The following is a 24,388-nucleotide window of genomic DNA, read 5'->3' as shown; positions in this document are numbered from 1 at the left end:
ATTAAATTGTTGTTATTTGGTAACTTCTTATATGAAAAAGGGCACGTCATCTGACGTGCCCTCTTTGGTACTACCCTGTATGATTACTGTTCGCTTTCATCAGTATAGCGTTTTGCTTTGTAAGCAGGGTGCATCAGGTTTTGTGCGGAGAAAATATCGTCTAGCTCTGCTTCAGTCAACAGACCACGCTCCAGCACCACTTCACGGACGCTCTTACCGGTTTCGGCGCAAATCTTACCAACGATGTCGCCGTTGTGGTGGCCGATGAACGGGTTGAGGTAGGTGACGATACCGATAGAGTTGAAGACGTACCCTTCGCACACGTCTTTGTTAGCGGTGATACCGTTAACGCATTTTTCCAGCAGGTTATAGCAAGCGTTGCTCAGAATGTGGATAGATTCGAACATCGCCTGACCAATAACGGGTTCCATCACGTTCAACTGCAACTGACCCGCTTCAGACGCCATGGTAACAGTGGTGTCGTTACCAATAACTTTGAAGCACACCTGGTTTACGACTTCTGGCACAACCGGGTTCACTTTGGCTGGCATGATGGAAGAGCCCGCTTGCAGTTCCGGCAGGTTGATCTCGTTCAGGCCGGCACGTGGGCCAGAGGAGAGCAGACGCAGGTCGTTACAGATTTTGGACATCTTCACGGCAAGGCGTTTCAGCGCGCTGTGCACCATGACATAAGCGCCGCAGTCAGAGGTCGCTTCGATCAGGTCTTCAGCCGGAACGCAGGCGAAACCTGTTACTTCCGCCAGTTTCTGGACAGCCAGCGGGGAGTATTCTTTCGGGGTATTCAGACCGGTACCGATAGCCGTTGCGCCAAGGTTAACTTCCAGCAGCAGCTCGGCGGTACGCTCGATGTTTTTCACTTCTTCTTTCAGCAGGACGCTGAACGCGCGGAATTCCTGACCCAGCGTCATTGGCACCGCATCCTGCAACTGGGTACGACCCATTTTCAGGATGTCCTGGAATTCGACAGCTTTACGTTCAAAGCCTTCACGCAGCTGGTTAATGGCGTCGATCAGTTTAACGATAGAGGCGTAAACCGCGATGCGGAAACCGGTTGGGTAGGCGTCGTTAGTAGACTGACATTTGTTCACGTGGTCGTTCGGGTTCAGGTACTGATATTCACCTTTCTGGTGACCCATCAGCTCCAGCCCGATATTGGCCAGCACTTCGTTGGTGTTCATGTTAACGGAAGTGCCCGCACCGCCCTGGTAGACATCTACCGGGAACTGGTCCATGCATTTGCCGTTATTCAGGACTTCATCACATGCGGCGATGATTGCATTCGCCACACTCTTAGGAATGGTTTGCAGCTCTTTGTTCGCCAGAGCCGCGGCCTTCTTCACCATTACCATTCCGCGCACAAACTCAGGGATATCGCTGATTTTGCTGTTGCTAATGTAGAAGTTTTCAATCGCTCTCAGAGTGTGAACACCATAGTAGGCTTCAGCTGGAACTTCCCTGGTACCCAACAGATCTTCTTCGATACGAATGTTGTTTAACATGTGAACCTTCTTTTTTAAAGCTGCCAATGAATGCACTAAACACACAGAACATATGTGGTTTCGATTGTTTCTTGACCGACGATTATCCCCTCCGTCAGTCTGGTATACGAGATCATATGCTGCTGCAGGAATTGTGCCGTAATCTGGATCACTTTAAGTGGTACTAATTACCCCTTAATTATTATTTTGTGAAATATGTCACCGCTTCAGGATTAACTCCAAAAATAAGTGTACAAACAGCTTGAAATTTTGCGAACTACCCCAACAACTGACTAATGCGAATCGCAACCAATTTCAGGCCGACGTGGGTGAAACGGCGGTCTGCCACAGGAGAACCCCTTGCGCTGGATACCGTTACTTGCTGTCTTTCTCTATGTTTATATTGAGATTTCTATCTTTATTCAGGTCGCCCATGTGTTGGGCGTGCTGATGACCCTGATCCTCGTCATCTTCACGTCGGTGATTGGGATGTCGCTGGTGCGTAACCAGGGATTTAAGAATTTTATGCTGATGCAGCAGAAAATGGCGGCGGGTGAGAGCCCGGCGGCGGAGATGATCAAGAGCGTGTCGCTGATCATTGCCGGTCTGCTGCTGTTGTTGCCTGGCTTTTTTACCGACTTCCTCGGCCTGCTTCTTTTATTACCCCCAGTGCAAAAGCATCTGACGATGAAGCTGCTGCCGCATTTGCGTTTTTCCCGAATGCCGGGCGGTGGATTTAGCGCCGGAACGGGCGGCGGCGAGACGTTTGACGGCGAGTTTCAGCGTAAAGATGAAGAGCGTGACCGGATCGAACATAAAGACGATCGCCGCGATTGATTGCTTTGCGACCGTGCAGGCCCGGAACGCTGTGCGTCGGCCGGGCCACTCGAACTACAACCGACTTTCCACTTTTTTCCGTTTCGGCAAACACAGCCATAATCCGGCCAGCATCACCAGCGCGTACAGGCTTTTCCAGCCCACCATCGCCAGCAACAGCAAACATAATGCCCCGCCAACCACCGCCAGCGCGCGGTAGCGACCTTTCAGCAGGCGGCATCCGGCCAGCATGCACAGCAGATAAATCATGATAAAGATGCCGTTGGCGTAGACGATCAGCGCATCAAGATTGATCTCCAGCGCGTAAATACACAGTGTGCTGACTACACAACAACCCAACACGGCATTCAATGCATTACGCGGAATATGACGTGGCGAGAGGCGGGCCAGATAATGATCGGACTTATATTGCGCCTGGGACCACACCAGGCGGGCAAAGCTCTGGATATAAATATTGAGGCTGGCAAAGCAGGCCAGATATCCAATGACGCAAGCCACCCACAGCGCCTGCACGCCAAACAGCCGCACCACGATGTCAGGCAGCGATGCTGCGGCCGCCATCGTCTCGCCATAGGCGCCAAAATGCAGTACCACAACGGTGCAGCCCCAGTAGACGGAGCCCGCCAGCAGCAGGCCAATCATCAGCGCGCGGGGGAAATCGCGTTCCGGTTTTTTAAATTCAGAGGCGAGATGAGCGAACGCTTCCAGACCCACAAAACACCAGAACATCACCGACAGCGCGGAAAACAATCCTGACATCTCTATTTCGCCAGGGGCAGGGAAGGGGATTTCCGCCGGTTTCAGGTCGCCTGCCCACCAGATAGCGACAATCAGCGCGACGATAAGCCCGGCAATTACCGATTGCAGATTGGCGCTGGAGCTGGCGCCGCGCGAACCGATGTACCATACCAACGCCAGCGTGCCCAGTTCCGCGAGCAAAAGCTGCCAGCCGTGCCAGCCAAACATCGCCTGGCCAAATCCGGCGGCGATATGCAGGGCGGCGGGGAGCCCCACGGGGATCACGGATAAAAACAGCCAACCGGTGACGCGTTCCAGATGTGGACCAAACGCCATGCCGACGAAATGAGCGACGCCGCCCGCGCTGGGGTAGTGGCGGCCCAACAGTGCAAAGACAATCGCGATGGGAAACACTAAAACGATCAAAATTGGCCAGGCCCACAGGCTATTGTTGCCTGCAACCAGCGCCGCCAGCGCCGGAACGGCGAAGACGCCGGTGCCTAATAACGATGTCGACAACAGGCCGATGCCCTGAGCCAGTCCCAGCTCTTGTTTCAGTCCACTCATGAGAAGTTATCCGGTTGCGCCTGGTGTCAGGCAACTGCGCAGATTTTCGATGGTATCACAATCGGATTTGCTTATGACGCAGGCGATTAAATAGACGAGAAATGTGAGGTAAGCCGTGTTTTTACAGGATTTTTCGCTGAAGATAATTTTTTTTTGCGTTACCCCTTGAAGGGGTAAAACCCCATCCCCATCTCTCTGGTCACTAGCCGGGGAACCTTTACGGGCCGGCGTCACCCATAACTGATAAAGACCTTCTCAAAGGAGAGCTATCAATGAGTATTCGTCCGTTACATGATCGTGTGATCGTCAAGCGTAAAGAAGTTGAATCCAAATCAGCTGGCGGCATCGTACTTACCGGTTCTGCAGCGGGTAAATCAACACGTGGCGAGATCATCGCTGTCGGTAAGGGCCGCATCCTGGATAACGGTACCGTGCAACCGCTGGACGTGAAAGTCGGCGACATCGTGATTTTCAACGATGGCTACGGTGTGAAGTCTGAGAAGATCGACAATGAAGAAGTGTTGATCATGTCTGAAAGCGACATTCTGGCAATTGTTGAAGCGTAATTAACGCACGAAACTGTACGAATTTGAGGAAATAAGAACATGGCAGCTAAAGACGTAAAATTCGGTAACGACGCTCGTGTGAAAATGCTGCGCGGCGTAAACGTACTGGCAGACGCAGTGAAAGTGACCCTCGGACCGAAAGGCCGCAACGTTGTCCTGGACAAATCCTTCGGTGCCCCGACCATCACTAAAGATGGCGTATCCGTAGCACGTGAAATCGAACTGGAAGACAAGTTCGAAAACATGGGCGCGCAGATGGTAAAAGAAGTGGCCTCTAAAGCGAACGACGCTGCGGGCGACGGTACGACCACTGCAACCGTACTGGCTCAGTCCATCATTACTGAAGGTCTGAAAGCCGTTGCTGCGGGCATGAACCCGATGGATCTGAAACGTGGTATCGACAAAGCTGTCGCTGCGGCGGTTGAAGAACTGAAAGCGCTGTCCGTACCGTGCTCTGACTCCAAAGCGATTGCTCAGGTAGGGACCATCTCCGCGAACTCCGACGAAACCGTGGGTAAACTGATCGCGGAAGCGATGGACAAAGTCGGCAAAGAAGGCGTGATCACCGTTGAAGACGGTACCGGTCTGCAGGACGAACTGGACGTGGTTGAAGGTATGCAGTTCGACCGCGGCTACCTGTCTCCATACTTCATCAACAAGCCGGAAACGGGCGCAGTAGAACTGGAAAGCCCGTTCATCCTGCTGGCTGATAAGAAAATCTCCAACATCCGTGAAATGCTGCCGGTTCTGGAAGCCGTTGCGAAAGCAGGCAAACCGCTGCTGATCATTGCGGAAGATGTGGAAGGCGAAGCGCTGGCGACCCTGGTGGTTAACACCATGCGCGGTATCGTGAAAGTGGCTGCGGTTAAAGCGCCTGGCTTCGGCGACCGTCGTAAAGCGATGCTGCAGGATATCGCAACCCTGACCGGCGGTACCGTTATCTCTGAAGAGATCGGTATGGAACTGGAAAAAGCCACCCTGGAAGACCTGGGCCAGGCAAAACGCGTTGTGATCAATAAAGACACCACCACCATCATCGATGGCGTGGGTGAAGAAGCGGCAATCCAGGGTCGTGTGACGCAGATTCGTCAGCAGATCGAAGAAGCCACTTCTGACTACGATCGTGAAAAACTGCAGGAGCGCGTAGCGAAACTGGCAGGCGGCGTGGCAGTGATCAAAGTTGGCGCGGCGACCGAAGTTGAAATGAAAGAGAAAAAAGCGCGCGTTGAAGATGCCCTGCACGCGACCCGTGCAGCGGTAGAAGAAGGCGTGGTTGCCGGTGGTGGCGTTGCGCTGATTCGCGTGGCAAGCAAAATCGCCGAGCTGAAAGGTCAGAACGAAGATCAGAACGTCGGTATTAAAGTTGCGCTGCGCGCAATGGAAGCGCCTCTGCGTCAGATCGTGCTGAACTGCGGCGAAGAACCGTCTGTTGTGGCTAACACCGTGAAGAGCGGCGACGGCAACTACGGTTACAACGCGGCAACTGAAGAATACGGCAACATGATCGACATGGGTATCCTGGATCCGACCAAAGTAACCCGTTCTGCACTGCAGTACGCGGCTTCTGTGGCTGGCCTGATGATCACCACCGAGTGCATGGTGACTGACCTGCCGAAAAGCGATGCGCCTGACTTAGGTGCTGCTGGCGGCATGGGCGGCATGGGTGGTATGGGCGGCATGATGTAATTTAATCCTCATACTTCCCGCCGCAGGTACGTTGGCAGCGTTTCTCTGCCCAGGAGCTTACTGATGTAAGCTCCTGGAGATAAAAGAACTTGCCGCCTGCCAGCGACGTGAAATATCGATTAAATACACATAACGAACATATTGCGAAAAATGAGAAACCCCCGGGCAGAAATGTCCGGGGGTTTTTCTTTTAGTCATCTTTTTAGTATAAGATTCAACTACGGACAACGAGTCCAGCTCATTGATTATGGGGAATAACATGCACGTGAAATATTTAGCAGGGATCGTCGGTGCCGCGCTACTGATGGCGGGTTGTAGCTCCAGCAACGAACTGAGCGCTGCCGGTCAAAGCGTTCGCTTCATGGAAGAAAAGCCAGGCGCGGAGTGCCAACTGATTGGTACTGCAACCGGTAAGCAAAGCAACTGGCTTTCTGGTCAGCATGGCGAGGAAGGCGGTTCTATGCGCGGCGCGGCAAACGATCTGCGTAACCAGGCTGCGGCAATGGGCGGCAATGTGCTTTACGGCGTAAGCAGCCCATCACAGGGGATGTTATCCAGTTTTGTCCCGACCGCCAGTGAAATGACGGGACAAGTTTATAAGTGCCCTAATTAATCGCACTCTCCTTGCCGGATGGCGACGTGACGCGACTTATCCGGCCTACGGCTCCTGTAGGCCTGATAATCGCAGCGCCATCAGGCATTCTGCGGGGCCTTAACCGACTGCACGCGTAAGTGGTGCAACGCGCGCAGGCACTGTTCCTGAGTGAGCTTCTGCGTTTTCCCTGCGGCCAGCGTTCTGGCGAATACCTGACACGGCTTTCCTGCCAGCTTTTTCAGTCTCGGACTAAATTCGAGCAGCCGACGAGAAATCGACTCCACCTCTTTATTACCGGAAGGCGAGCGGGTTTTTACCACAACGCCGCTGTGCTGCTCTTTTCCGGTTTCATCGGTATAACGGTAAAGCACCGCGACATAGTGGCTGAAAAGCGCGTGTTTCCAGTCCGGTTGCGCGTAGGCGTCATATTCCAGATTATCATTGCTCTTGCAGTCGGCGTCATATAACGGCAGGAAGTCGAGAAGAGAAGAAATCCGCAGCGCCAGTTCACGCATACCGGCATTACTCAACGCCCGAACTATCGCCTGGACCAGCATTTCAATCTGCAGCTCGTTAATTATCAATTCACAGCGGCTGCCGTCGTGAAGTTGGCAGACGAACAGTAAGTCCTCGCTATTTGCCTCGGATAAGGTGACAGAAACAATGCGCCGGTTGACATCGGCGTGTTTAAGTTCGTCTTCCACCATGGACGGGGTGTTATCCAACAGCTTTTTACTGACCTTATCGCGCGCTTTCTCATAGTACTGCCGCTGTTCCGCATTTAATTGCTGCTTTTCATGGAGGCGGCTTTCCAGCGCGATCAGCAGATCCCTTAACTCCAGCGCAGTCAAAAAGAACAGTGATTCTTTATTTCTTGGCTCTTTTATTTTCAGCGCCAGCGCCATAAATTCATTCGATTTGCGAATAACACCTGTATTAATGCCTTTGATACTCATAGCCATCAAGGTTCTCCCTAACCAATTATTAATTAAATCATTAGTTACGAGCTATATATATGTTTTTTAAATATATAATGCGACAGTTATCGTTAAAGTAACATAATGTAGAGCGGGAAAGCGGGTAATTTAAATGGAGGTGTCCGGAACCGGACACCTTTTGTGGCTTATTGCTGACGTAGCTGTAAGTCGAGGGGCGTTTTACTGGGCTCGCCGCCAATTTCCCGCGCCAGTTTAGGCACCAGATAACCCGACACCAGCGTTAACAGTTCGCGCATAATCTGGCGCGCTTCGTCATCGGTGACCATGAAATGCGCTGCGCCCTGCACTTTATCCAGTACGTGCAGGTAATAGGGCATCACGCCCGCGTCGAACAGGGCGTTGCTGAGAGCGGCAAGCGTCCGGGCGTTGTCATTTACGCCGCGCAGCAGGACGCTCTGGTTAAGCAGCGTGACGCCAGCCGTGCGCAATTTCGCCATAGCGTCCCGAAAACTGGCGTCGATTTCATTGGCGTGGTTGATATGGTTCACCAGCAGGATCTGGAGAGAAGAGTGCGCGAAGCGGGCCACCAATCCCTCCGTGATGCGCGCTGGAATAACAATCGGCAAGCGACTGTGTATGCGCAGACGCTTTACGTGTCGGATGGCCTCCAGTTGGGTGAGCAGCCAGTCCAGCTCGTGGTCTTTTGCCATCAGCGGATCGCCGCCGGAAAAAATGATCTCATCCAGCTCCGGATGGGCGCTGATATAGTCCAGCGCGGCCTGCCAGTTGCGTTTATTGCCCTGATTTTCCGCATAAGGAAAGTGACGGCGGAAGCAATAACGACAATTTACCGCGCAGCCGCCTTTCACTAAAAGCAGCGCCCGGTTGTGGTATTTATGCAGCAGTCCGGGCACCACGCTGTGCTGCTCATCGAGCGGATCGGTGGAAAAACCGGGCGCGGCGATAAACTCCTCTTGCGAAGTAAGTACCTGACGTAAAAGCGGATCGTCAGGGGTACCTTTCTCCATGCGCGCGATAAACGCCCGCGGCACGCGAAGGGCGAACAGACGTCTGGCGTCACGCCCGGCTAACAGGTTTTCGTCTGCCTCTATGTTTAAAAGACGCAGGAGCTCATCGGGATCGGTCACAACATCGGCAAGTTGCGATAACCAATCTTCTCTGGATGGGGTATTTAGGGTTACAATATGCGCCATTTTGTGGCTTAGCTACCAGTTAACAATTTTCAGAGGGCCTTATGGCAACGTACTATAGCAACGATTTTCGCGCTGGTCTTAAAATCATGTTGGACGGCGAACCTTATGCGGTTGAAGCCAGCGAATTCGTTAAACCAGGTAAAGGTCAGGCTTTTGCTCGCGTTAAGCTGCGCCGCCTGCTGACCGGTACTCGCGTAGAGAAAACCTTCAAATCTACTGACTCCGCAGAAGGCGCTGACGTAGTCGATATGAACCTGACTTACCTGTACACCGACGGTGAGTTCTGGCACTTCATGAACAACGAAACCTTTGAGCAACTGTCTGCTGATGCGAAAGCGATCGGCGACAACGCGAAATGGCTGCTGGACCAGGCTGAGTGCATCGTAACCCTGTGGAACGGCCAGCCGATCTCCGTCACGCCGCCGAACTTCGTTGAGCTGGAAATCGTTGATACCGACCCGGGTCTGAAAGGCGATACCGCAGGGACTGGCGGCAAGCCGGCAACGCTGTCCACTGGCGCAGTGGTTAAAGTTCCGCTGTTCGTTCAGATTGGCGAAGTGATCAAAGTGGATACGCGTTCAGGCGAATACGTTTCCCGCGTTAAATAATCCATCTCATCCTGAAGGATGGTGTGGATCAGCATAAATTTGGTGCAGCCCTTTCGCTGCACCACTGTTTTTCCAGGGCAGGAATGATGAAACGTCTTCTCGGTCTTGTAACACTGATTCTTCTCACCACATCGTTGCTGGCGGGCTGCAATACCGCACGGGGCTTTGGTGAGGACATGAAACATCTCGGCAACTCCATTTCGAACGCCGCCAGCTAATTTTTTCTCGTCTTCCTAAAAATTGTCTCTGTTCCGTCATTTTTCCGGATCTTGTCTATGATTAAGTAGCAATACTCAAATAACATTGGCTAGAAAAGGAAGACGTTATGGTTAAGAAAACAATTGCAGCGATCTTTTCAGTGTTAGTGCTTTCCTCCGTGTTGACTGCCTGTAATACCACGCGAGGCGTTGGTCAGGATATTTCTGACGGCGGCGATGCTATTTCCGGCGCGGCGACAAGAGCTCAGCAGTAACAGCGTAAACGGTACGGCAACTCTGTCGTGCCGTTAACTTTTCATTTCGGAAAGCGCCAGAAAAGGTGAAAAGCGATTGTCCATGTGTAGCTTCATACGGATATTGCGCTTATAGGTATAGACCGTCTTTGCGTGAATGCTGAGCGCACAGGCGATGGCGTTATTACTTGCCCCTTCCATCCACATCGTCAGTACCTTTTCTTCCTGCGGCGTCAGTAAGGGCGAAGCATTGCCAGGCGCTTCTGCGACGGAACCGCTGAGCAACGCATTGTGAATATTTTCCGCCAGTTCCGGCAGAGCAACCTGCTTCGACAACGCGGCATAAACCGGGTAGCGCTGGGTTTTCGCCAGACCGCCAGACTCCAGCAAAATGAGTGGGCTGCTACCGCAGGCGAGAACAAACGGCGCAATGTACTGAACAGAACGCGCATCATTCAGAAAGCCATAAAGATCGGCGATCACCAGGTGCGGTTTCCACTGCTGGATATGCTCCTTCACCAACAGCAGGTTGTTAAGCCCGGAGACCAGAAATGAATGATTAAAGAGTTCAGAACGATTAAGCCACGCCTCGATCCCGGAACGGGTAAAGTGGCAACGGTCAATCACGAGTATTTTCAACATAACGTTTTCGCATTCAGAAGTAAGGCTAGTGGCTTCCTGACTTCAGAAAGCGTCCCATCATAGAGAAGTCCGATCAGTGCTGAATGCGTAAAATGCGCTTCGAAATGCGCCTAATTCGACGCTTTAGCGGGCAAAAGAGAAAAAAGTTGAAATTTATCCCCGCTCAGGCAAAATTATTTTTCTACTCATCGCGTTGCAGGACGACCTGCAAACGCGTCTTTCATCGGGGACGGCCCCATTTCTACGGAGCCTGATATGTCCTGGATAATCTTGTTAATTGCGGGTCTGCTTGAAGTGGTTTGGGCGGTTGGCCTGAAATACACTCACGGATTCAGTCGCCTGACGCCGAGCGTCATCACCATCGCCGCGATGATTGTCAGTATGGCGCTTCTCGCCTGGGCGATGAAAACGCTGCCCGTCGGTACCGCCTATGCCGTGTGGACCGGAATCGGCGCCGTCGGGGCCGCCATTACCGGTATTGTGCTGCTGGGAGAGTCAGCCAACCCGATGCGTCTCGCCAGCCTGGCGCTGATAGTCGTTGGGATTATTGGCCTGAAGCTGAGCACCCATTAAGCGCCGGGTTGCTTCACCCAAATTAATTTACTGACATCAAAACCTTGCCGGGTCGCGACGGCCAGCATCTGCTGCTTCATTTCATCGGAAATAGTCGGGGTGCGTGAGAGTATCCACAGGTAGTCGCGATCCGGACCGCAAACCAGCGCGTGGCGATACTCTCTGTCGAGCGCGATAACGTTATACCCGCCGTAGAACGGTCCGAAGAAAGAGACTTTCAGCGCCGCACGGCTGGGATCGCCAGTAAAATAGGCTTTTCCTTCCGTCTGCTGCCATCGGCCTCTGTCCGGGTTATAGCCTTTATTGACGACATTAAGACCGCCGTCGTCGCGCTGACTGTAGGTTGCCGTCACTTTTTCCAGCCCACGTTCAAAGCGGTGATCGAAACGAGCTATCTCATACCAACTGCCGAGGTAACGTTTCGCGTCGAAGTTTGTGACCACCGTGACGCCGCGTGGTGGTGTTGGATTACTGCAGGAGACGACCAGGAAAGCCGCGGTGACAGCGGCAACGACGGGGAGCAGGCGCATAGGTCTTCCTTAAGCGGTTTTTACTTAAGTGTAGAACCTGGCGGGAAAATAGCGGCAGAAGGGCGAAAAAATTGCCCTCTTATCAGGCTGACAAGAGGGCAGAGGATTTAGATGCTGACAATCCCGATAGCGGTGACAACCGTCAGAATAGCCGCCAGACCGTAGAAGACCCACTTGCCAGCCGGCACGTGGATTTTCAGATCATGCATTGCATGGTGCATGCGGTGTAAACCACACCACAGCGGCAGGACGATCATCAGGAACAGAAACGCACGACCAATGAAGCTCTGGGCAAACGCCAGTACGCGCTCAAAGCTCAGGGCATCGCCCGGGAACAGACCCAGCGGCAGCAAAATACCCACCAGCAGAACCATTACCGGCGCGATGATCGCGCTCCACATACCGCCTGCGCCAAACAGACCCCAGAATACCGGTTCGTCAGAACGTTTTGGGTTTGGATTAATCATCCCGGACTCCTTACCAGAACAGGGCAACAAACAGTATGACTACGGTCACGACCGCAGTAACCACCCAGAGACCTTTAATGATCGGCTCTGGCCCCATTTTTTCATCTTTTACGATAATGTTGGCGGCTTTCGGCGCCAGCTCAAACCAGGTTTTGGTGTGCAGCAGCGCTGCCGCCAGGGCGATCAGGTTGAGGATCACCACCACCGGGTTTTGCAGGAAGCCTACGAAGCCTGCCCAGGATTCCACGCCATGCTTGAGCGCGAACAGACCGAAAATCAGCTCAATACTGAACCACACTGCCGGAACGGCGGTGCCTTCGCGCAGCATGTAAAAGCGATAAAACGGCAGTTTTTTCCACCAGGTGGACGTCATCGGCCGCACATAGGGTTTGCGTTTAGTCGTCATGTTGCACTCCTTAGCGTGGTTTCAGGGTGGCGATAAGAAAGTCTTTCGAGCTTTCCACTTTACCCTGTTGAATGGCCGCAGCCGGATCGACGTGTTTCGGGCAGACTTCAGAGCAATAGCCCACAAAAGTACAGCTCCATACGCCATTCTGACTGTTCAACTGCGCCATACGCTCCTTCTTACCGTGGTCGCGGCTGTCTTCGTTGTAACGATGCGCCAGCGTAATCGCCGCCGGACCGATGAACTCAGGGTTCAGGCCGAACTGCGGGCAGGCGGCATAGCACAGACCACAGTTGATGCAACCAGAGAACTGGTGATACTTCGCCATCTGTGCCGGGGTCTGGACGTTCGGTCCTTGATCCGTGGTGCGCGGATTGCCGATGATGTACGGCTTGATCGCCTCCAGACTTTCAATAAAGTGCGTCATGTCGACGACCAGATCGCGTTCGATCGGGAAGTTGCCCAGCGCTTCCACCTTGATGCCGTTGGTGTAATCACGCAGGAAGGTTTTGCACGCCAGTTTCGGTACGTTGTTCACCATCATGCCGCAGGAACCGCAGATCGCCATACGGCAGGACCAGCGGTAGCTCAGGTCCGGCGCCAGGTTATCTTTGATATAGCCCAGCGCATCCAGCAGTGAGGTGGTTTCATCATAGGGCACTTCGTAGAAAGCACTGTGCGGCGCGGTGTCGGTTTCAGGGTTGTAGCGCACCACCTCAACTTTCAGGTTTTTCATCTCAGCCATTACGCCTTCTCCTTCTTATCGGCTGCTTCCGCTTCCGCACCGTAAACGCGTTTCGCAGGCGGCAGCGTGGTGATTTTCACGTCGCTATAATCAAGGCGAGTCGTGCCATCAGCATCGCGGAAGGCGAGAGTATGTTTGAGGAAGTTGACGTCGTCACGCTCGGTGCAGCCTTCATCCAGACGCTGGTGCGCGCCGCGTGATTCCTTACGTGCCAGCGCGGAGTGCGCCATACATTCTGCCACGTTCAGACCGTGACCCAGTTCGATCGTGTAAAGCAGGTCGGTGTTGAACACGCTGGAGTTGTCGGTAATGCGCACGCGTTTGAAGCGTTCCTGCAACTCGGCCAGCTTGTCCACGGTTTTCTGCATCAGTTCCGGCGTACGGTAGATGCCGCAACCTTCTTCCATAGACAGACCCATTTCGTCGCGGATCTTCGCCCAGTTTTCATTACCTTCCTGGTTAACCAGGTCTTTCAGGCGTTTTTCAACGTCCGCAACCTGTGCGTTCAGCGCGGCGTCATTAGCGGTGTCTGCGGTCGACGCGCGCTCCATCGCCTGCTCGCCCGCCAGACGACCAAAGACCACCAGCTCGGCCAGCGAGTTAGAGCCCAGGCGGTTAGCGCCGTGCAGACCAACGGAAGAACATTCACCGACGGCAAACAGACCTTTAATGCGGGTTTCGCAGTTCTGATCGGTTTCGATACCGCCCATGGTGTAGTGCGCGGTTGGACGAACCGGAATCGGCTCTTTCACTGGATCGACGCCCACGTAGGCTTTCGCCAGTTCGCAGATAAACGGCAGACGTTCGAGCAGTTTCTTCTCGCCCAGATGACGCAGGTCGAGGTGAACCACATCGCCGCGCGGGGTTGAAATAGTGTTGCCTTTACGCCATTCGTGCCAGAAGGCCTGAGAAACTTTGTCGCGCGGGCCCAGTTCCATGTATTTGTTTTTCGGCTCGCCCAGCGGGGTTTCCGGACCCATACCGTAGTCCTGCAGATAGCGGTAGCCGTTTTTGTTGACCAGGATACCGCCTTCACCACGGCAACCTTCGGTCATCAGAATACCGGAACCTGGCAGACCGGTCGGGTGATACTGAACGAATTCCATATCACGCAGCGGAACGCCGTGGCTCAGCGCCATGCCCATGCCGTCGCCGGTCACGATGCCGCCGTTGGTGTTGTAACGATACACACGGCCTGCGCCGCCGGTCGCCATCACCACCGCGTTCGCGCGGATCTGCACTAATGTGCCTTCCATCATGTTCATCGCGACCAGGCCGCGAGCGTGTCCCTCATCAACCAGGATATCCAGAACAAAATGTTCGTCAAAACGTTGGATTTGTGGGAACTGCAGGGAGGTCTGGAACAGGGTGTGCAGCATATGGAAGCCGGTTTTATCCGCGGCAAACCAGGTACGCTCGATTTTCATCCCGCCGAAGCGACGGACGTTGACGCTACCGTCCGGACGACGGCTCCATGGGCAGCCCCATTGCTCCAGTTGGGTCATTTCGGTCGGACAGTGATGGACAAAGTAGTCCACGACATCCTGTTCACACAGCCAGTCTCCGCCCGCTACGGTATCATGAAAATGATAGTCGAAGCTGTCATGATCCTGGGCGACTGCGGCTGAGCCCCCTTCGGCAGCAACGGTGTGGCTGCGCATGGGGTACACTTTTGAGATCAGTGCGATTTTTGCGTTAGGATTTGCCTGCGCGGCAGCAATTGCAGCACGTAATCCCGCGCCACCGGCGCCTATAATGGCAAGATCGGCTTGAAAGGTTTGCACGACATTCCTCCAGATTGTTGTAATTTCACGACCTCGCATTTTCAGATAAAGACCCTGAATCATACGGGACGTGAATGCGTTTCCACTGCTCCTTTATAGGTACAACAGTATAGTCATTGCGATGTGCACGAAATTTGACGTGTTCGATTTTTTTAGCGCGTCAGAGGGGGGAATTATCATTGAATTTGATTAATTTAATTACTAAACCATCGTTGTACGCTTTTTTAACCCGGTAGCCCCGCTTTATTATTCCTGCGCAAAATTTGTTTCATTGGCGCGTTACGAGTAGACTTCGTGCCCTTGTCTTAAACTGGAGAAAGAACCATGAGCGAAACGGCAACCTGGCAGCCGAGCGCGTCCATACCTAACCTGTTAAAACGCGCGGCAATTATGACGGAAATTCGTCGTTTTTTCGCCGATCGCGGCGTGCTGGAGGTAGAGACGCCCTGCATGAGCCAGGCGACGGTCACAGACATTCATCTGTTCCCGTTCGAGACGCGTTTCGTCGGCCCCGGTCACTCCCAGGGGATGAACCTCTATTTAATGACCAGTCCGGAATACCACATGAAACGTCTGCTGGTGGCAGGCTGTGGTCCGGTCTTTCAGCTTTGTCGTAGCTTCCGTAATGAAGAGATGGGGCGCCATCACAACCCGGAATTCACCATGCTGGAGTGGTACCGTCCCCATTACGACATGTACCGGCTGATGAACGAAGTGGACGATCTGCTGCAACAGGTGCTGGAATGCCCGGCGGCGGAGAGCCTTTCTTATCAGCAGGCATTCCTGCGTCATCTGGAGATCGATCCGCTCTCCGCGGATAAGACGCAACTGCGAGAAGTCGCAGCGAAGCTGGACCTGAGCAATATTGCCGATACCGAAGAGGATCGCGATACGCTGTTGCAACTGTTGTTCGCAATGGGCGTCGAGCCGCACATCGGTAAGGAAAAGCCGACGTTTGTGTACCATTTTCCGGCAAGCCAGGCATCGCTGGCGCAAATCAGCACGGAAGATCACCGCGTGGCGGAACGCTTTGAGGTCTACTACAAAGGTATTGAACTGGCGAATGGTTTCCACGAACTGACGGACGCGCGCGAACAGCAGCAGCGTTTTGAACAGGATAACCGTAAGCGTGCCGCCCGTGGCTTACCACAGCAGCCGATCGACAATAACCTGCTCGACGCGCTCAAAGTTGGGATGCCGGACTGTTCCGGCGTCGCGTTGGGCGTGGATCGCCTGGTGATGCTGGCGCTGGGGGCAGAAAGCCTTGCAGAAGTGATTGCCTTTACCGTCGACCGCGCATAGTGTTCTCGTTTTCCCTACAAAATGGTGTTATGCGCGCCATTTTGTAGCACAAATTTTCAATTTCCCTCTAAAAGCCACATTTAAATGCTGGTCATTTGTTACCATTCAGGTATCAATCCTGTGTTGATTTCACTTGCCGCTCTCCGCAATAGAGAGCGGTGCGATTCAGTGAGCGCGGTTTACTCAACGCGCTCAGAGTGAGGGATGGTTTCATGAGCCAGACAATAAAAAAGATGAGCCTGACAGGCCTCATCCTGATGATTTTTACTTCCGTTTTTGGATTTGCAAATAGCCCTTCCGCTTTTTACTTAATGGGTTATAGCGCAATCCCATGGTATATATTTTCTGCATTATTATTCTTTATTCCATTTGCATTAATGATGGCTGAAATGGGTTCCGCTTACCGAAAAGAGGAGGGCGGAATCTATTCCTGGATGAATAACAGCGTTGGCCCGCGCTATGCTTTTATTGGCACGTTCATGTGGTTTTCATCTTACGTCATCTGGATGGTGAGTACTGCGGCGAAGGTGTGGGTGCCATTTTCCACCTTTGTGTTCGGCGCGGATATGACCCAACACTGGCGCATCGGCGGGCTTGAACCCACGCAGGTCGTAGGGCTGCTTGCCGTGGCGTGGATGATTATGGTCACCGGCGTGGCCGCGCGGGGGATTAATAAAATTGCTCGCGTTACGGCGGTTGGCGGCATTGCGGTGATGTGCCTGAATGCGGTTCTGCTGCTGGTGAGCATCGCCATTCTGTTATTAAACGGCGGACATTTCGCCGAGGGGATTAATTTCACCACCTCGCCGAACACGGGCTATCAGTCTGGCCTGGCAATGCTGTCATTTGTGGTGTTCGCGATATTTGCCTATGGCGGTATTGAAGCGGTCGGCGGGCTGGTGGATAAAACCGAAAAACCGGAAAAGAACTTTGCGAAAGGCATCGTATTTGCGGCGATGGTTATTTCCGTCGGCTATTCGCTGGCGATATTTTTATGGGGTGTTAGCACCAACTGGCAGCAGGTACTCAGTAATAGCGCCGTGAACCTCGGAAATATTACCTATATCCTGATGAAAAGCCTTGGGATGACGCTGGGCAATGCGTTACATCTGTCGCCGGAAGCAGCGATAACCCTGGGCGTCTGGTTTGCGCGCATTACCGGTCTGTCGATGTTCCTCGCCTACACCGGCGCGTTCTTCACGCTGAGTTATTCACCGTTGAAAGCGATCATTCAGGGAACGCCGAAAGCGTTATGGCCTGCGCCAATGACAAGACTCAACGCCGTCGGGATGCCGGCAACGGCGATGTGGATGCAGTGTCTGCTGGTGTGCCTGTTTATTCTGTTGGTTTCGTTTGGCGGCGACACCGCCTCGGCGTTTTATAACAAGCTGACGCTAATGGCGAATGTCTCAATGACCCTGCCGTACCTGTTCCTCGCGCTGGCGTTCCCGTTCTTTAAGGCGCGAACTGAGCTGGAAAGACCGTTTGTGATTTTCAAAACCAGAACATCGACGCTGGCCGCGACGGGTGTGGTGGTGCTGGTGGTGACGTTTGCCAACGTTTTCACGATCGTCCAGCCAGTGATCGAGGCCGGAGACTGGAACAGCGCGCTGTGGATGACCGGCGGACCGGTATTCTTTTCACTGCTGGCAATAACGATTTATCAGAACTATAGCCGCCGGTTGGCAAATCAGCCGCAGTGGGCGTTGGAATAAACAGAACGGCTGTAGACCTGATGGCGGCTTCGCCTTATCAGGCCTACACCTGCTTTACAAACTTCCTGCCGGGCGGCTACCGCGTCCGGCTGAGGTTAACGTTCTGGCCGTTTTCTTGCCGTTAAGACTTTCCAGACGCATCTGGAACGGTGGGAACGGCATATCTATACCGTGCTCCTGGAAGCCCGCCAGAATCAACTGGTGGATTTCATGGCGTAGCGGCATTCTGTGGCCCATTTCCGCAGCATAGATGCGCAATTCAAAGATCTGAATCCCCTGTTGCAGGTCAACCAGAAAGACTTCCGGCGGCGGGTTATCAATCACCAGCGAACAACGCTCCGCCGCCGTGTAGAGGATCTGGGTGACCTCTTCGCTGTTAGCGTCAGAAGGGGCCGGAACGGTGAGCACCACGCGGGTTACCGAGTCGGACAGCGACCAGTTGATAAACTGCTCAGTAATAAACGCTTTGTTCGGCACGATAATCTCTTTACGATCCCAGTCGCTGATGGTGGTCGCGCGGGTGTTAATCTTCGTTACGCTGCCAGTCAGATCGCGGATCGTCACCGTATCGCCAATACGAATCGGCTTTTCAAACAGGATAATCAGACCCGAGATAAAGTTTGCGAAGATCTCCTGCAAACCAAAGCCAAGACCCACACCGAGCGCCGCGACCAGCCATTGCAGTTTTGACCATTCGATACCAATCATCGAGAAGCCGACCAGCCCGCCGATCAGCATCAGCAGGTATTTGGTTATGGTGGTAATGGCGTAGCCGGTGCCTGGCGTCAGATCGAGATGCTGTAACAGCGCCAGCTCCAGCAGTGCGGGAAGATTACGCACCAACTGCGTGGTGATGATAAATACCAGAATCGCAATCAGCACCGCGCCCAGCGTGATCGGCTCGAGGCTTTCGACGCCCTGCACCGTGGAGGTGACATCCCAGAGCGAGATATTTTCCAGGAAGCCGAACGCGGAATGGATCTCCGACCACAATACAATCACCGACAGCAGGGCGATCAGCATCAGGATAGAACGCACCAGACGTAATGACTGGGTACTGATGGCATCGAGATCGACTTCGCTTTCATCGATGTCAACGGTGCCTTCAAGGCTGGTGGAATGGGCCGGTTCTTCTTCGCCACGGGCACGCTGCGCCAGCATTTCCGCCCGACGGTGCTTCGCGCGGTCAAAGGCCAGCCTCCGCCGCTGGATCAGCATCCAGCGGCGAATGACGTGATAAATCACCAGCAGCAGGAACCAGATAGCGACGGAGGTTTCCAGCCGCGCCAGCAGCGCCTGTGCGGTGGCGAGATAGCCCACCGCCGCCGCCAGAATCGCCAGCAGCGGCGCGCCGATCATCATGTTCCACAGCATACTGTTAACCATATTGTCGCCGTTGCCTTCTTTATCGAGATAAAGCGGGATCCCGGCCTTTTTCAGACTTAACGTCACCAGCGCCAGCGCGCCGCAAATCAATATAAAGCACAGGCGCCCCAACGAGCCGGAAAATTCCCGGTCATTCAGGTTATCAAACATGATCAGCGCCATAATCAGCGGCACAATCAGACCGATACTCATCAGGTAATACCGCATCGCCCGCGTGACGCGCTGGCGTGGCCAGCCAAAGTGGGCGATAAACAGACCATTCGGGCGGGCAAAGGTCGCGCAGATCATCACGACCCACAGCAGCGGCACCGTCGCCGTGACGCCGTCGCCTATCGCGACCGCCAGCGGATACGGCCAGGCTTCGCGCAGACCGTAGCCTAGCGTCATCCACAGCACCGGCAACGGCGAGGCCACCAGGATCGACCAGAACACGGTGCGCAGCGTCAGCCAGAAGTGGTCCTGGGTCACTTTGCCGACTTTGGCGGCGGAACGTTCGAGAAAACGGGTAAAGTGGCGACGCGAATAAATGCTAAAGCCCACCAGAATCAGCGCGCCGAACAGCGGTAACAGTGTTTCCCGGCTGGTTAACATCATCAGGCTGGCTTTGCCCAGTTGGCTGACGGTGTCGAGCGATATCAGACGGCGCAGATCCTGGACAATATCGATTGGCCAGGAGAACGACAGAGGGCGCACGTCGGAGGTCCAGAAAAGATAGCGGTGGGTCGCCTCGTTGACCTCTTTCAGGGCGTCTTCAAGCTGGCTATTGGACACCTTCAGCTTAGTCAGTTCGAGTATCAGCGTGTCGCCGCCCTGGAGCAGCGAATTCAGCAGCTCGCGCTGGGTTCGCAGTTGGGCTTCCAGAATGCGATTTTGTTCGGCGGTAAGCGGCTGTCCGTCTGCCTGATGCAGTTGGCGAAGCTGGGGCTGTTTATTGAGCTGATCTTCGTAGCGCAGACGCTGAACGCGCAGCTGCGCCATTTCGGTATCCAACTGCTGCGGCTTTGGCATCTCCGGCAGCCGCGCCACCTGCGCGCGCAGGGCTTCGCCCAGCAGGTTGGAAGAGCCGAGCCACTGCGACTGTTCCCGTAGCGTCGTCAACGCCTGGCGAACCTGTTGGGTCTGACTGGCGGCCTGACGCTGCTGAGAGGCGACCAGATCCATCCGATGCGCCTGCTGGTTCAGCGCCGCAGACAGCTCACGGTTCACCTTAAATTGCGCAACGATATCCGGCGGCAGATCCGCGCTGTTTTCCGCCAGCAGTTCGGTGCTCTCCAGCGCGCGTTCTGCTTCACGCTGGCGCTGGCTGTTAAGTTGATTTCGTAATGCCTGCAGATAAGCATCAAGCTGCTGGCTCTGCTTTTGCGCCAGTTCCGCGCGCAACCGCGCCAGCTCCTGACGATTATTGGCGGAAAGCTGCGCCAGCTCCAGTTCGTCGACCAGCGCCTTCAGCCGCGCTGAGTCGGCCTGCATACTGTAATTTTGCGCCTGGCTGACGGGCGTATTACCCGTTGCTGTGCCAATGCGGCGTTCGATCTCGTTAAGCTGGCGGCGGGCATCGGTTTGCTGCTGCGGAAGCTGGCTCAATGAGTCAGCGATTTCGCGCGCGCGTTCCTGTTCCTGCTGGGCCTGGCGGCTTTTCTCCAGCAACTGGCTGCTGACCTGGAGGATCTCCTGGTTTAGCGCATCGGTGGACAAGCCAGGCGGAACGGTGCGGGGTTCATCGCGCAGGTTGGTGAGTTGTGCCCGCAGCGAGGCGGACATTTTGGGGAAATTATCAATGACTTGTTGATACTGCTGAGCGCGCTCGAGAGAGCCTTTACGCTCCTCAAGCGCATTCAACGCCGCCTGCAGCGCCTCAACGGCTTCCGGTTGGGCGGGTTTTGCCGCTTTCGCCTGCTCCAGTTCCTGGGCAATGTGTTTGGCGTCGGGGGCTGTCGCGGCGTATGCCCCCAGGCTGAGGCACCAGGCCATCAGAAATGTGATTATCAGGCGCACAGCAGCGTTTCCTCTCCACGCCATCATTCAGGTTGCGTCAATGCTCCTGAATGATGGGGTGTCAGTTTCAGGTTTCGTCTTTTTTGTCGTCTACCAGCGGGCTGGCATCATGTTCGGCTTTGATTTCTTCTTCCGGCAGTGGGGCAGGTTCAGCATCAACGGGCGCCACGAACGTCTCGGTTGAGATCGCCAGCGGCTGACCAATTTTAGTCACTGACAGGCTTTCCAGCGACTCAACCAGATTCACTTTACCTGGCGCAAACAGGTTGATGACGGTGGAGCCGAGCTTGAAGCGGCCCATCTCCTGGCCTTTCAGCAATGCCACGGAACCTTCGCTCTCTCCGGCAGGCCAGGTCCAGCGTTTAATCACGCCTTCACGCGGCGGAGTGATCGTTCCGGCCCAGACGGTTTCGATGCTGCCGACGATCGTAGCCCCCACCAGAATTTGCGCCATTGGACCAAATTCGGTGTCGAACAGGCAGATAACACGTTCATTTCGGGCGAACAGATTCGGCACGTTTTGCGCGGTCAGGTGATTTACCGAGAACAGATCGCCCGGCACGTAGATCATCTCGCGCAGGATCCCGTTACAGGGCATGTGCACACGGTGGTAATCGCGCGGCGACAGGTAGGTGGTGACAAACGAACCGTTGCGGAACAGATCCGCCATCAGATAGTTGCCCGCCAGTAAGGCTTCCAGGCTGTAGTTATGGCCTTTGGCCTGCAGGATTTTATCTTCTTCAATCTTGCCTAACTGGCTGATCACCCCGTCTGCTGGCATGACCAGTACGTTCGGGTCAGTATTCAGCGGACGCACCTCGTCCCGCAGCGGACGCACGAAGAAATCATTAAACGTGCGATAGCTTGCGGTATCCGGCTTCTGCGCCTCTTTCATATCGACCTTGTAGACCTTTACGAACAGATCGATAGCCAGCTTCGTTAGCCATCCCGCTCGTTTGCTCGCGCCCCAGCCCGCCAGGCGAGTGAGCCATAGTTTCGGCAGAATGTATTGTAGCGAAAGTTTAAATGAGTTTAGCAAGGTAGCCTCCAGGCTATTGTTTTACCTGAACCGGCATTCACGCCAGTATCCTGAAAAAAGGGGACGATTCTAACGACGCTTAGGGTATCTGTCAGTCGTCCGTATCAGAAAAGTTTTTACGCGTTTTTACCTGCGCCATGCTTTCAAGAATGCGGTGATAGTTCTCGAAACGGGTTTCCGCAATCTTACCGTCCTCTACTGCTTCACGGATGGCGCAACCGGGGTCGCTATCATGCTTACAGTCGCGGTATTTGCATAATCCCAGGAAATCGTGAAATTCGACAAAACCGTTGAAAATTTGTTCCGGCTCCAGGTGCCACAAACCAAATTCCCGTACGCCAGGGGAGTCAATGACATCGCCGCCATGTGGGAAGTGATACAGGCGCGCCGCCGTGGTGGTGTGCTGCCCAAGCCCCGAGTTGTCGGAAACATCGTTTGTGAGGATCTCTTCCTGCAGACCCAGCAGCGCATTCAGCAGACTGGATTTACCGACGCCGGACTGCCCGGCAAATATACTGACTCGCCCGGTCAGCGCATCCTCCAACGGCTTCAGGCCATCCTGAGTATGACTGGAAACCATCAGTACGCGATAACCGATGTTGCGATAGGTATCCATCTGCTCGTTCACAAACGCCATGCCGTCGTCATCCAGCAAATCGATCTTATTGAGCACGATAATCGGTTCAACCTGAAGCGTCTCGCACGCCACGAGATAACGGTCGATAATATTCAGCGACAGCTCCGGTAATATGGCAGAAACAATGACGATTTGGTCAATGTTGGCGGCAATCGGTTTGACGCCATCGTAAAAATCCGGGCGCGTGAGCACCGAGGTGCGTTCATGTACCGCTTCCACGATACCTTTCACATTGACGCCTTCGGCGGCGGCTTTACCCGGACGCCAGACCACGCGGTCGCCAGTGACCAGCGAGCGGATTGTACGGCGAATATTGCAGCGGTGAATTTCACCGTCGGCGGATTCGACGTCGGCATGCATGCCGAAGCGGCTAATGACAATACCTTCAGCGGTCTCGCCGAACAGGTTGTCATCGTAGTCTGGCTTCTCCTTAGACGTTTTGAGACGACGCTGGTGATTAGCGTTCACACGGCGCTGCTGGCCTTTGGAGAGTTTATTTTTACTCAATCGTACTGACTCCTGGTCGCCCATGATGGGCAAAACATTTATGATACACGCAATTCTAAATGAATATAGTCACACGAAAACGTGACCACTGAAGGGTGGAAAATAGCATGAGTGCCAATGAAAACAACCTGATTTGGATTGATCTTGAGATGACCGGTCTGGATCCCGAGCGCGATCGCATAATTGAAATCGCCACGCTGGTCACCGACGCAAATCTTACGATTCTGGCCGAAGGGCCGACCATCGCGGTGCATCAGTCTGATGAACAACTGGCGCTGATGGACGACTGGAACGTGCGCACACATACCGCCAGTGGGTTGGTGGAGCGGGTGAAGGCGAGCACGATGGGCGATCGCGAAGCGGAACTGGCGACCCTTGAATTTCTGAAAGAGTGGGTTCCACAGGGCAAATCGCCAATCTGCGGGAACAGTATCGGACAAGACCGCCGGTTTTTGTTTAAGTATATGCCGGAGCTGGAAGCGTATTTCCACTACCGTTATCTCGACGTGAGCACGCTTAAAGAGCTGGCGCGTCGCTGGAAGCCGGAAATTCTTGAGGGTTTTACCAAGCAGGGCACGCATCAGGCGATGGACGATATCCGCGAGTCGGTGGCGGAACTGGCTTACTATCGCGAGCATTTTATTCAGCTTTAACCGCCTGCTGTGCCGGGTGTGGCGACGCCGTGCCCGGCCTGATCGCTGGTCGTCTCACTTGCACAGGGGGATGATTGCCGCTAAATTATACGCTTTGCTGATAAAATCAGCATTCAAACGAATTTCATAAAAAATTGCGTTTGAAGGGGTTGCAGGAGAAAGGATTTCTCGTATAATGCGCCTCCCGTAACGACGCAGAAATGCGAATTACGACAGCAACAAACGGCAGTAAATTAATCGCAGGATTTCGATTTTTCGGAAGACGAAGATTAAGCGGGAATAGCTCAGTTGGTAGAGCACGACCTTGC

24 protein-coding genes are annotated in these 24,388 nt (G+C 54.1%); 11 read left to right on the top strand and 13 right to left on the bottom strand.

Annotation, left to right across the window (positions count from 1 at the left end; genetic code table 11):
• Window positions 1-83: 83 nt before the first annotated feature.
• Window positions 84-1,520 (bottom strand): aspartate ammonia-lyase, encoded by a 1,437-nt coding sequence (gene aspA / locus APU02_RS14140; protein ID WP_042289667.1) that lies wholly within the window; start codon window positions 1,518-1,520, stop codon window positions 84-86.
• Between the two features lie 339 nt (window positions 1,521-1,859).
• Between aspA and APU02_RS14130 the strand changes: the two genes are divergently transcribed.
• The gene (locus APU02_RS14130; protein ID WP_042289660.1) at window positions 1,860-2,336 is read left to right on the top strand and encodes an FxsA family protein; all 477 of its coding nucleotides are present in this window, start codon (window positions 1,860-1,862) and stop codon (window positions 2,334-2,336) included.
• A gap of 54 nt (window positions 2,337-2,390) precedes the next feature.
• On the opposite strand, the gene yjeH is transcribed toward APU02_RS14130, so the two are convergent.
• Window positions 2,391-3,641, bottom strand: a complete 1,251-nt coding sequence (gene yjeH / locus APU02_RS14125; protein WP_060570352.1) for an L-methionine/branched-chain amino acid transporter — start codon at window positions 3,639-3,641, stop codon at window positions 2,391-2,393.
• Window positions 3,642-3,913: 272 nt separating this feature from the next.
• Between yjeH and APU02_RS14120 the strand changes: the two genes are divergently transcribed.
• From APU02_RS14120 to APU02_RS14110, 3 genes are all read left to right on the top strand, one after another.
• The gene (locus APU02_RS14120) at window positions 3,914-4,207 is read left to right on the top strand and encodes a co-chaperone GroES (RefSeq protein ID WP_000027827.1); all 294 of its coding nucleotides are present in this window, start codon (window positions 3,914-3,916) and stop codon (window positions 4,205-4,207) included.
• A gap of 39 nt (window positions 4,208-4,246) precedes the next feature.
• Complete coding sequence (groL, locus tag APU02_RS14115) at window positions 4,247-5,893, top strand: chaperonin GroEL (RefSeq protein ID WP_042289655.1); 1,647 nt, start codon at window positions 4,247-4,249, stop codon at window positions 5,891-5,893.
• Between the two features lie 259 nt (window positions 5,894-6,152).
• On the top strand, window positions 6,153-6,506 hold the full coding sequence (locus tag APU02_RS14110; protein WP_042289653.1) for a DUF4156 domain-containing protein: 354 nt from the start codon (window positions 6,153-6,155) through the stop codon (window positions 6,504-6,506).
• A gap of 80 nt (window positions 6,507-6,586) precedes the next feature.
• Here the strand turns inward: APU02_RS14110 and yjeJ are convergent, their stop codons facing one another.
• On the bottom strand, window positions 6,587-7,450 hold the full coding sequence (gene yjeJ, locus APU02_RS14105; RefSeq protein ID WP_060570351.1) for a YjeJ family protein: 864 nt from the start codon (window positions 7,448-7,450) through the stop codon (window positions 6,587-6,589).
• A 161-nt stretch (window positions 7,451-7,611) separates the two neighbouring features.
• On the bottom strand, window positions 7,612-8,640 hold the full coding sequence (gene epmB, locus APU02_RS14100; protein WP_060570350.1) for an EF-P beta-lysylation protein EpmB: 1,029 nt from the start codon (window positions 8,638-8,640) through the stop codon (window positions 7,612-7,614).
• A gap of 41 nt (window positions 8,641-8,681) precedes the next feature.
• On the opposite strand from epmB, the gene efp reads away from it, so the two are divergent.
• The 3 genes from efp (at window position 8,682) to ecnB (ending at window position 9,720) form a co-directional block, all read left to right on the top strand.
• Window positions 8,682-9,248 (top strand): elongation factor P, encoded by a 567-nt coding sequence (gene efp, locus APU02_RS14095; RefSeq protein ID WP_042289645.1) that lies wholly within the window; start codon window positions 8,682-8,684, stop codon window positions 9,246-9,248.
• A gap of 83 nt (window positions 9,249-9,331) precedes the next feature.
• Entirely contained in the window at window positions 9,332-9,466 is a 135-nt protein-coding gene (locus tag APU02_RS14090; RefSeq protein ID WP_060570444.1) for an entericidin A/B family lipoprotein, read from the top strand.
• 107 nt (window positions 9,467-9,573) lie between these two features.
• Window positions 9,574-9,720 carry a lipoprotein toxin entericidin B gene (gene ecnB / locus APU02_RS14085; protein WP_042289642.1) on the top strand — a complete coding sequence of 49 codons (147 nt, stop codon included), beginning with the start codon at window positions 9,574-9,576 and terminating at the stop codon, window positions 9,718-9,720.
• Between the two features lie 33 nt (window positions 9,721-9,753).
• Here ecnB and APU02_RS14080 read toward each other — a convergent pair whose 3' ends face one another.
• Complete coding sequence (locus APU02_RS14080) at window positions 9,754-10,341, bottom strand: LuxR C-terminal-related transcriptional regulator (protein WP_060570349.1); 588 nt, start codon at window positions 10,339-10,341, stop codon at window positions 9,754-9,756.
• 255 nt (window positions 10,342-10,596) lie between these two features.
• Between APU02_RS14080 and sugE the strand changes: the two genes are divergently transcribed.
• The gene (gene sugE / locus APU02_RS14075) at window positions 10,597-10,914 is read left to right on the top strand and encodes a quaternary ammonium compound efflux SMR transporter SugE (protein ID WP_042289637.1); all 318 of its coding nucleotides are present in this window, start codon (window positions 10,597-10,599) and stop codon (window positions 10,912-10,914) included.
• On the opposite strand, the gene APU02_RS14070 is transcribed toward sugE, so the two are convergent.
• The 5 genes from APU02_RS14070 to frdA form a co-directional block, all read right to left on the bottom strand.
• Entirely contained in the window at window positions 10,911-11,444 is a 534-nt protein-coding gene (locus tag APU02_RS14070) for a lipocalin family protein (RefSeq protein WP_042289635.1), read from the bottom strand. The two genes, sugE and APU02_RS14070, sit on opposite strands and share 4 nt — an antisense overlap.
• Window positions 11,445-11,551: 107 nt before the next feature.
• A complete protein-coding gene (gene frdD, locus APU02_RS14065; RefSeq protein ID WP_042289633.1) occupies window positions 11,552-11,911 on the bottom strand; it encodes a fumarate reductase subunit FrdD in 360 nt (119 codons plus the stop codon).
• 10 nt (window positions 11,912-11,921) lie between these two features.
• Entirely contained in the window at window positions 11,922-12,317 is a 396-nt protein-coding gene (gene frdC, locus APU02_RS14060; protein WP_042289631.1) for a fumarate reductase subunit FrdC, read from the bottom strand.
• A 10-nt stretch (window positions 12,318-12,327) separates the two neighbouring features.
• Complete coding sequence (frdB, locus tag APU02_RS14055) at window positions 12,328-13,062, bottom strand: fumarate reductase iron-sulfur protein (RefSeq protein ID WP_042289627.1); 735 nt, start codon at window positions 13,060-13,062, stop codon at window positions 12,328-12,330.
• On the bottom strand, window positions 13,062-14,846 hold the full coding sequence (gene frdA, locus APU02_RS14050; protein WP_042289775.1) for a fumarate reductase (quinol) flavoprotein subunit: 1,785 nt from the start codon (window positions 14,844-14,846) through the stop codon (window positions 13,062-13,064). Before frdA ends, frdB begins: the two co-directional genes overlap by 1 nt.
• A gap of 324 nt (window positions 14,847-15,170) precedes the next feature.
• On the opposite strand from frdA, the gene epmA reads away from it, so the two are divergent.
• Window positions 15,171-16,148, top strand: a complete 978-nt coding sequence (gene epmA / locus APU02_RS14045; protein WP_060570348.1) for an elongation factor P--(R)-beta-lysine ligase — start codon at window positions 15,171-15,173, stop codon at window positions 16,146-16,148.
• A gap of 212 nt (window positions 16,149-16,360) precedes the next feature.
• Window positions 16,361-17,863, top strand: a complete 1,503-nt coding sequence (yjeM, locus tag APU02_RS14040; protein ID WP_060570347.1) for a glutamate/gamma-aminobutyrate family transporter YjeM — start codon at window positions 16,361-16,363, stop codon at window positions 17,861-17,863.
• 54 nt (window positions 17,864-17,917) lie between these two features.
• On the opposite strand, the gene mscM is transcribed toward yjeM, so the two are convergent.
• From mscM to rsgA, 3 genes are all read right to left on the bottom strand, one after another.
• On the bottom strand, window positions 17,918-21,244 hold the full coding sequence (gene mscM / locus APU02_RS14035; protein WP_060570346.1) for a miniconductance mechanosensitive channel MscM: 3,327 nt from the start codon (window positions 21,242-21,244) through the stop codon (window positions 17,918-17,920).
• Window positions 21,245-21,311: 67 nt separating this feature from the next.
• Entirely contained in the window at window positions 21,312-22,283 is a 972-nt protein-coding gene (gene asd, locus APU02_RS14030) for an archaetidylserine decarboxylase (protein WP_042289619.1), read from the bottom strand.
• Window positions 22,284-22,374: 91 nt separating this feature from the next.
• Complete coding sequence (rsgA, locus tag APU02_RS14025) at window positions 22,375-23,427, bottom strand: small ribosomal subunit biogenesis GTPase RsgA (RefSeq protein ID WP_072197124.1); 1,053 nt, start codon at window positions 23,425-23,427, stop codon at window positions 22,375-22,377.
• A gap of 107 nt (window positions 23,428-23,534) precedes the next feature.
• Here rsgA and orn point away from each other — a divergent pair, with 107 nt between their 5' ends.
• Entirely contained in the window at window positions 23,535-24,080 is a 546-nt protein-coding gene (gene orn / locus APU02_RS14020; RefSeq protein WP_042289614.1) for an oligoribonuclease, read from the top strand.
• Window positions 24,081-24,388: the final 308 nt, after the last annotated feature.

This window comes from Citrobacter sp. 50677481 (assembly GCF_001463265.1).
Taxonomy (GTDB): Bacteria; Pseudomonadota; Gammaproteobacteria; order Enterobacterales; family Enterobacteriaceae; genus Citrobacter_A; species Citrobacter_A sedlakii.
The sequence above is the reverse complement of the archived record's forward strand: the minus strand, read 5'-3'. Positions and strand labels throughout refer to the sequence as shown.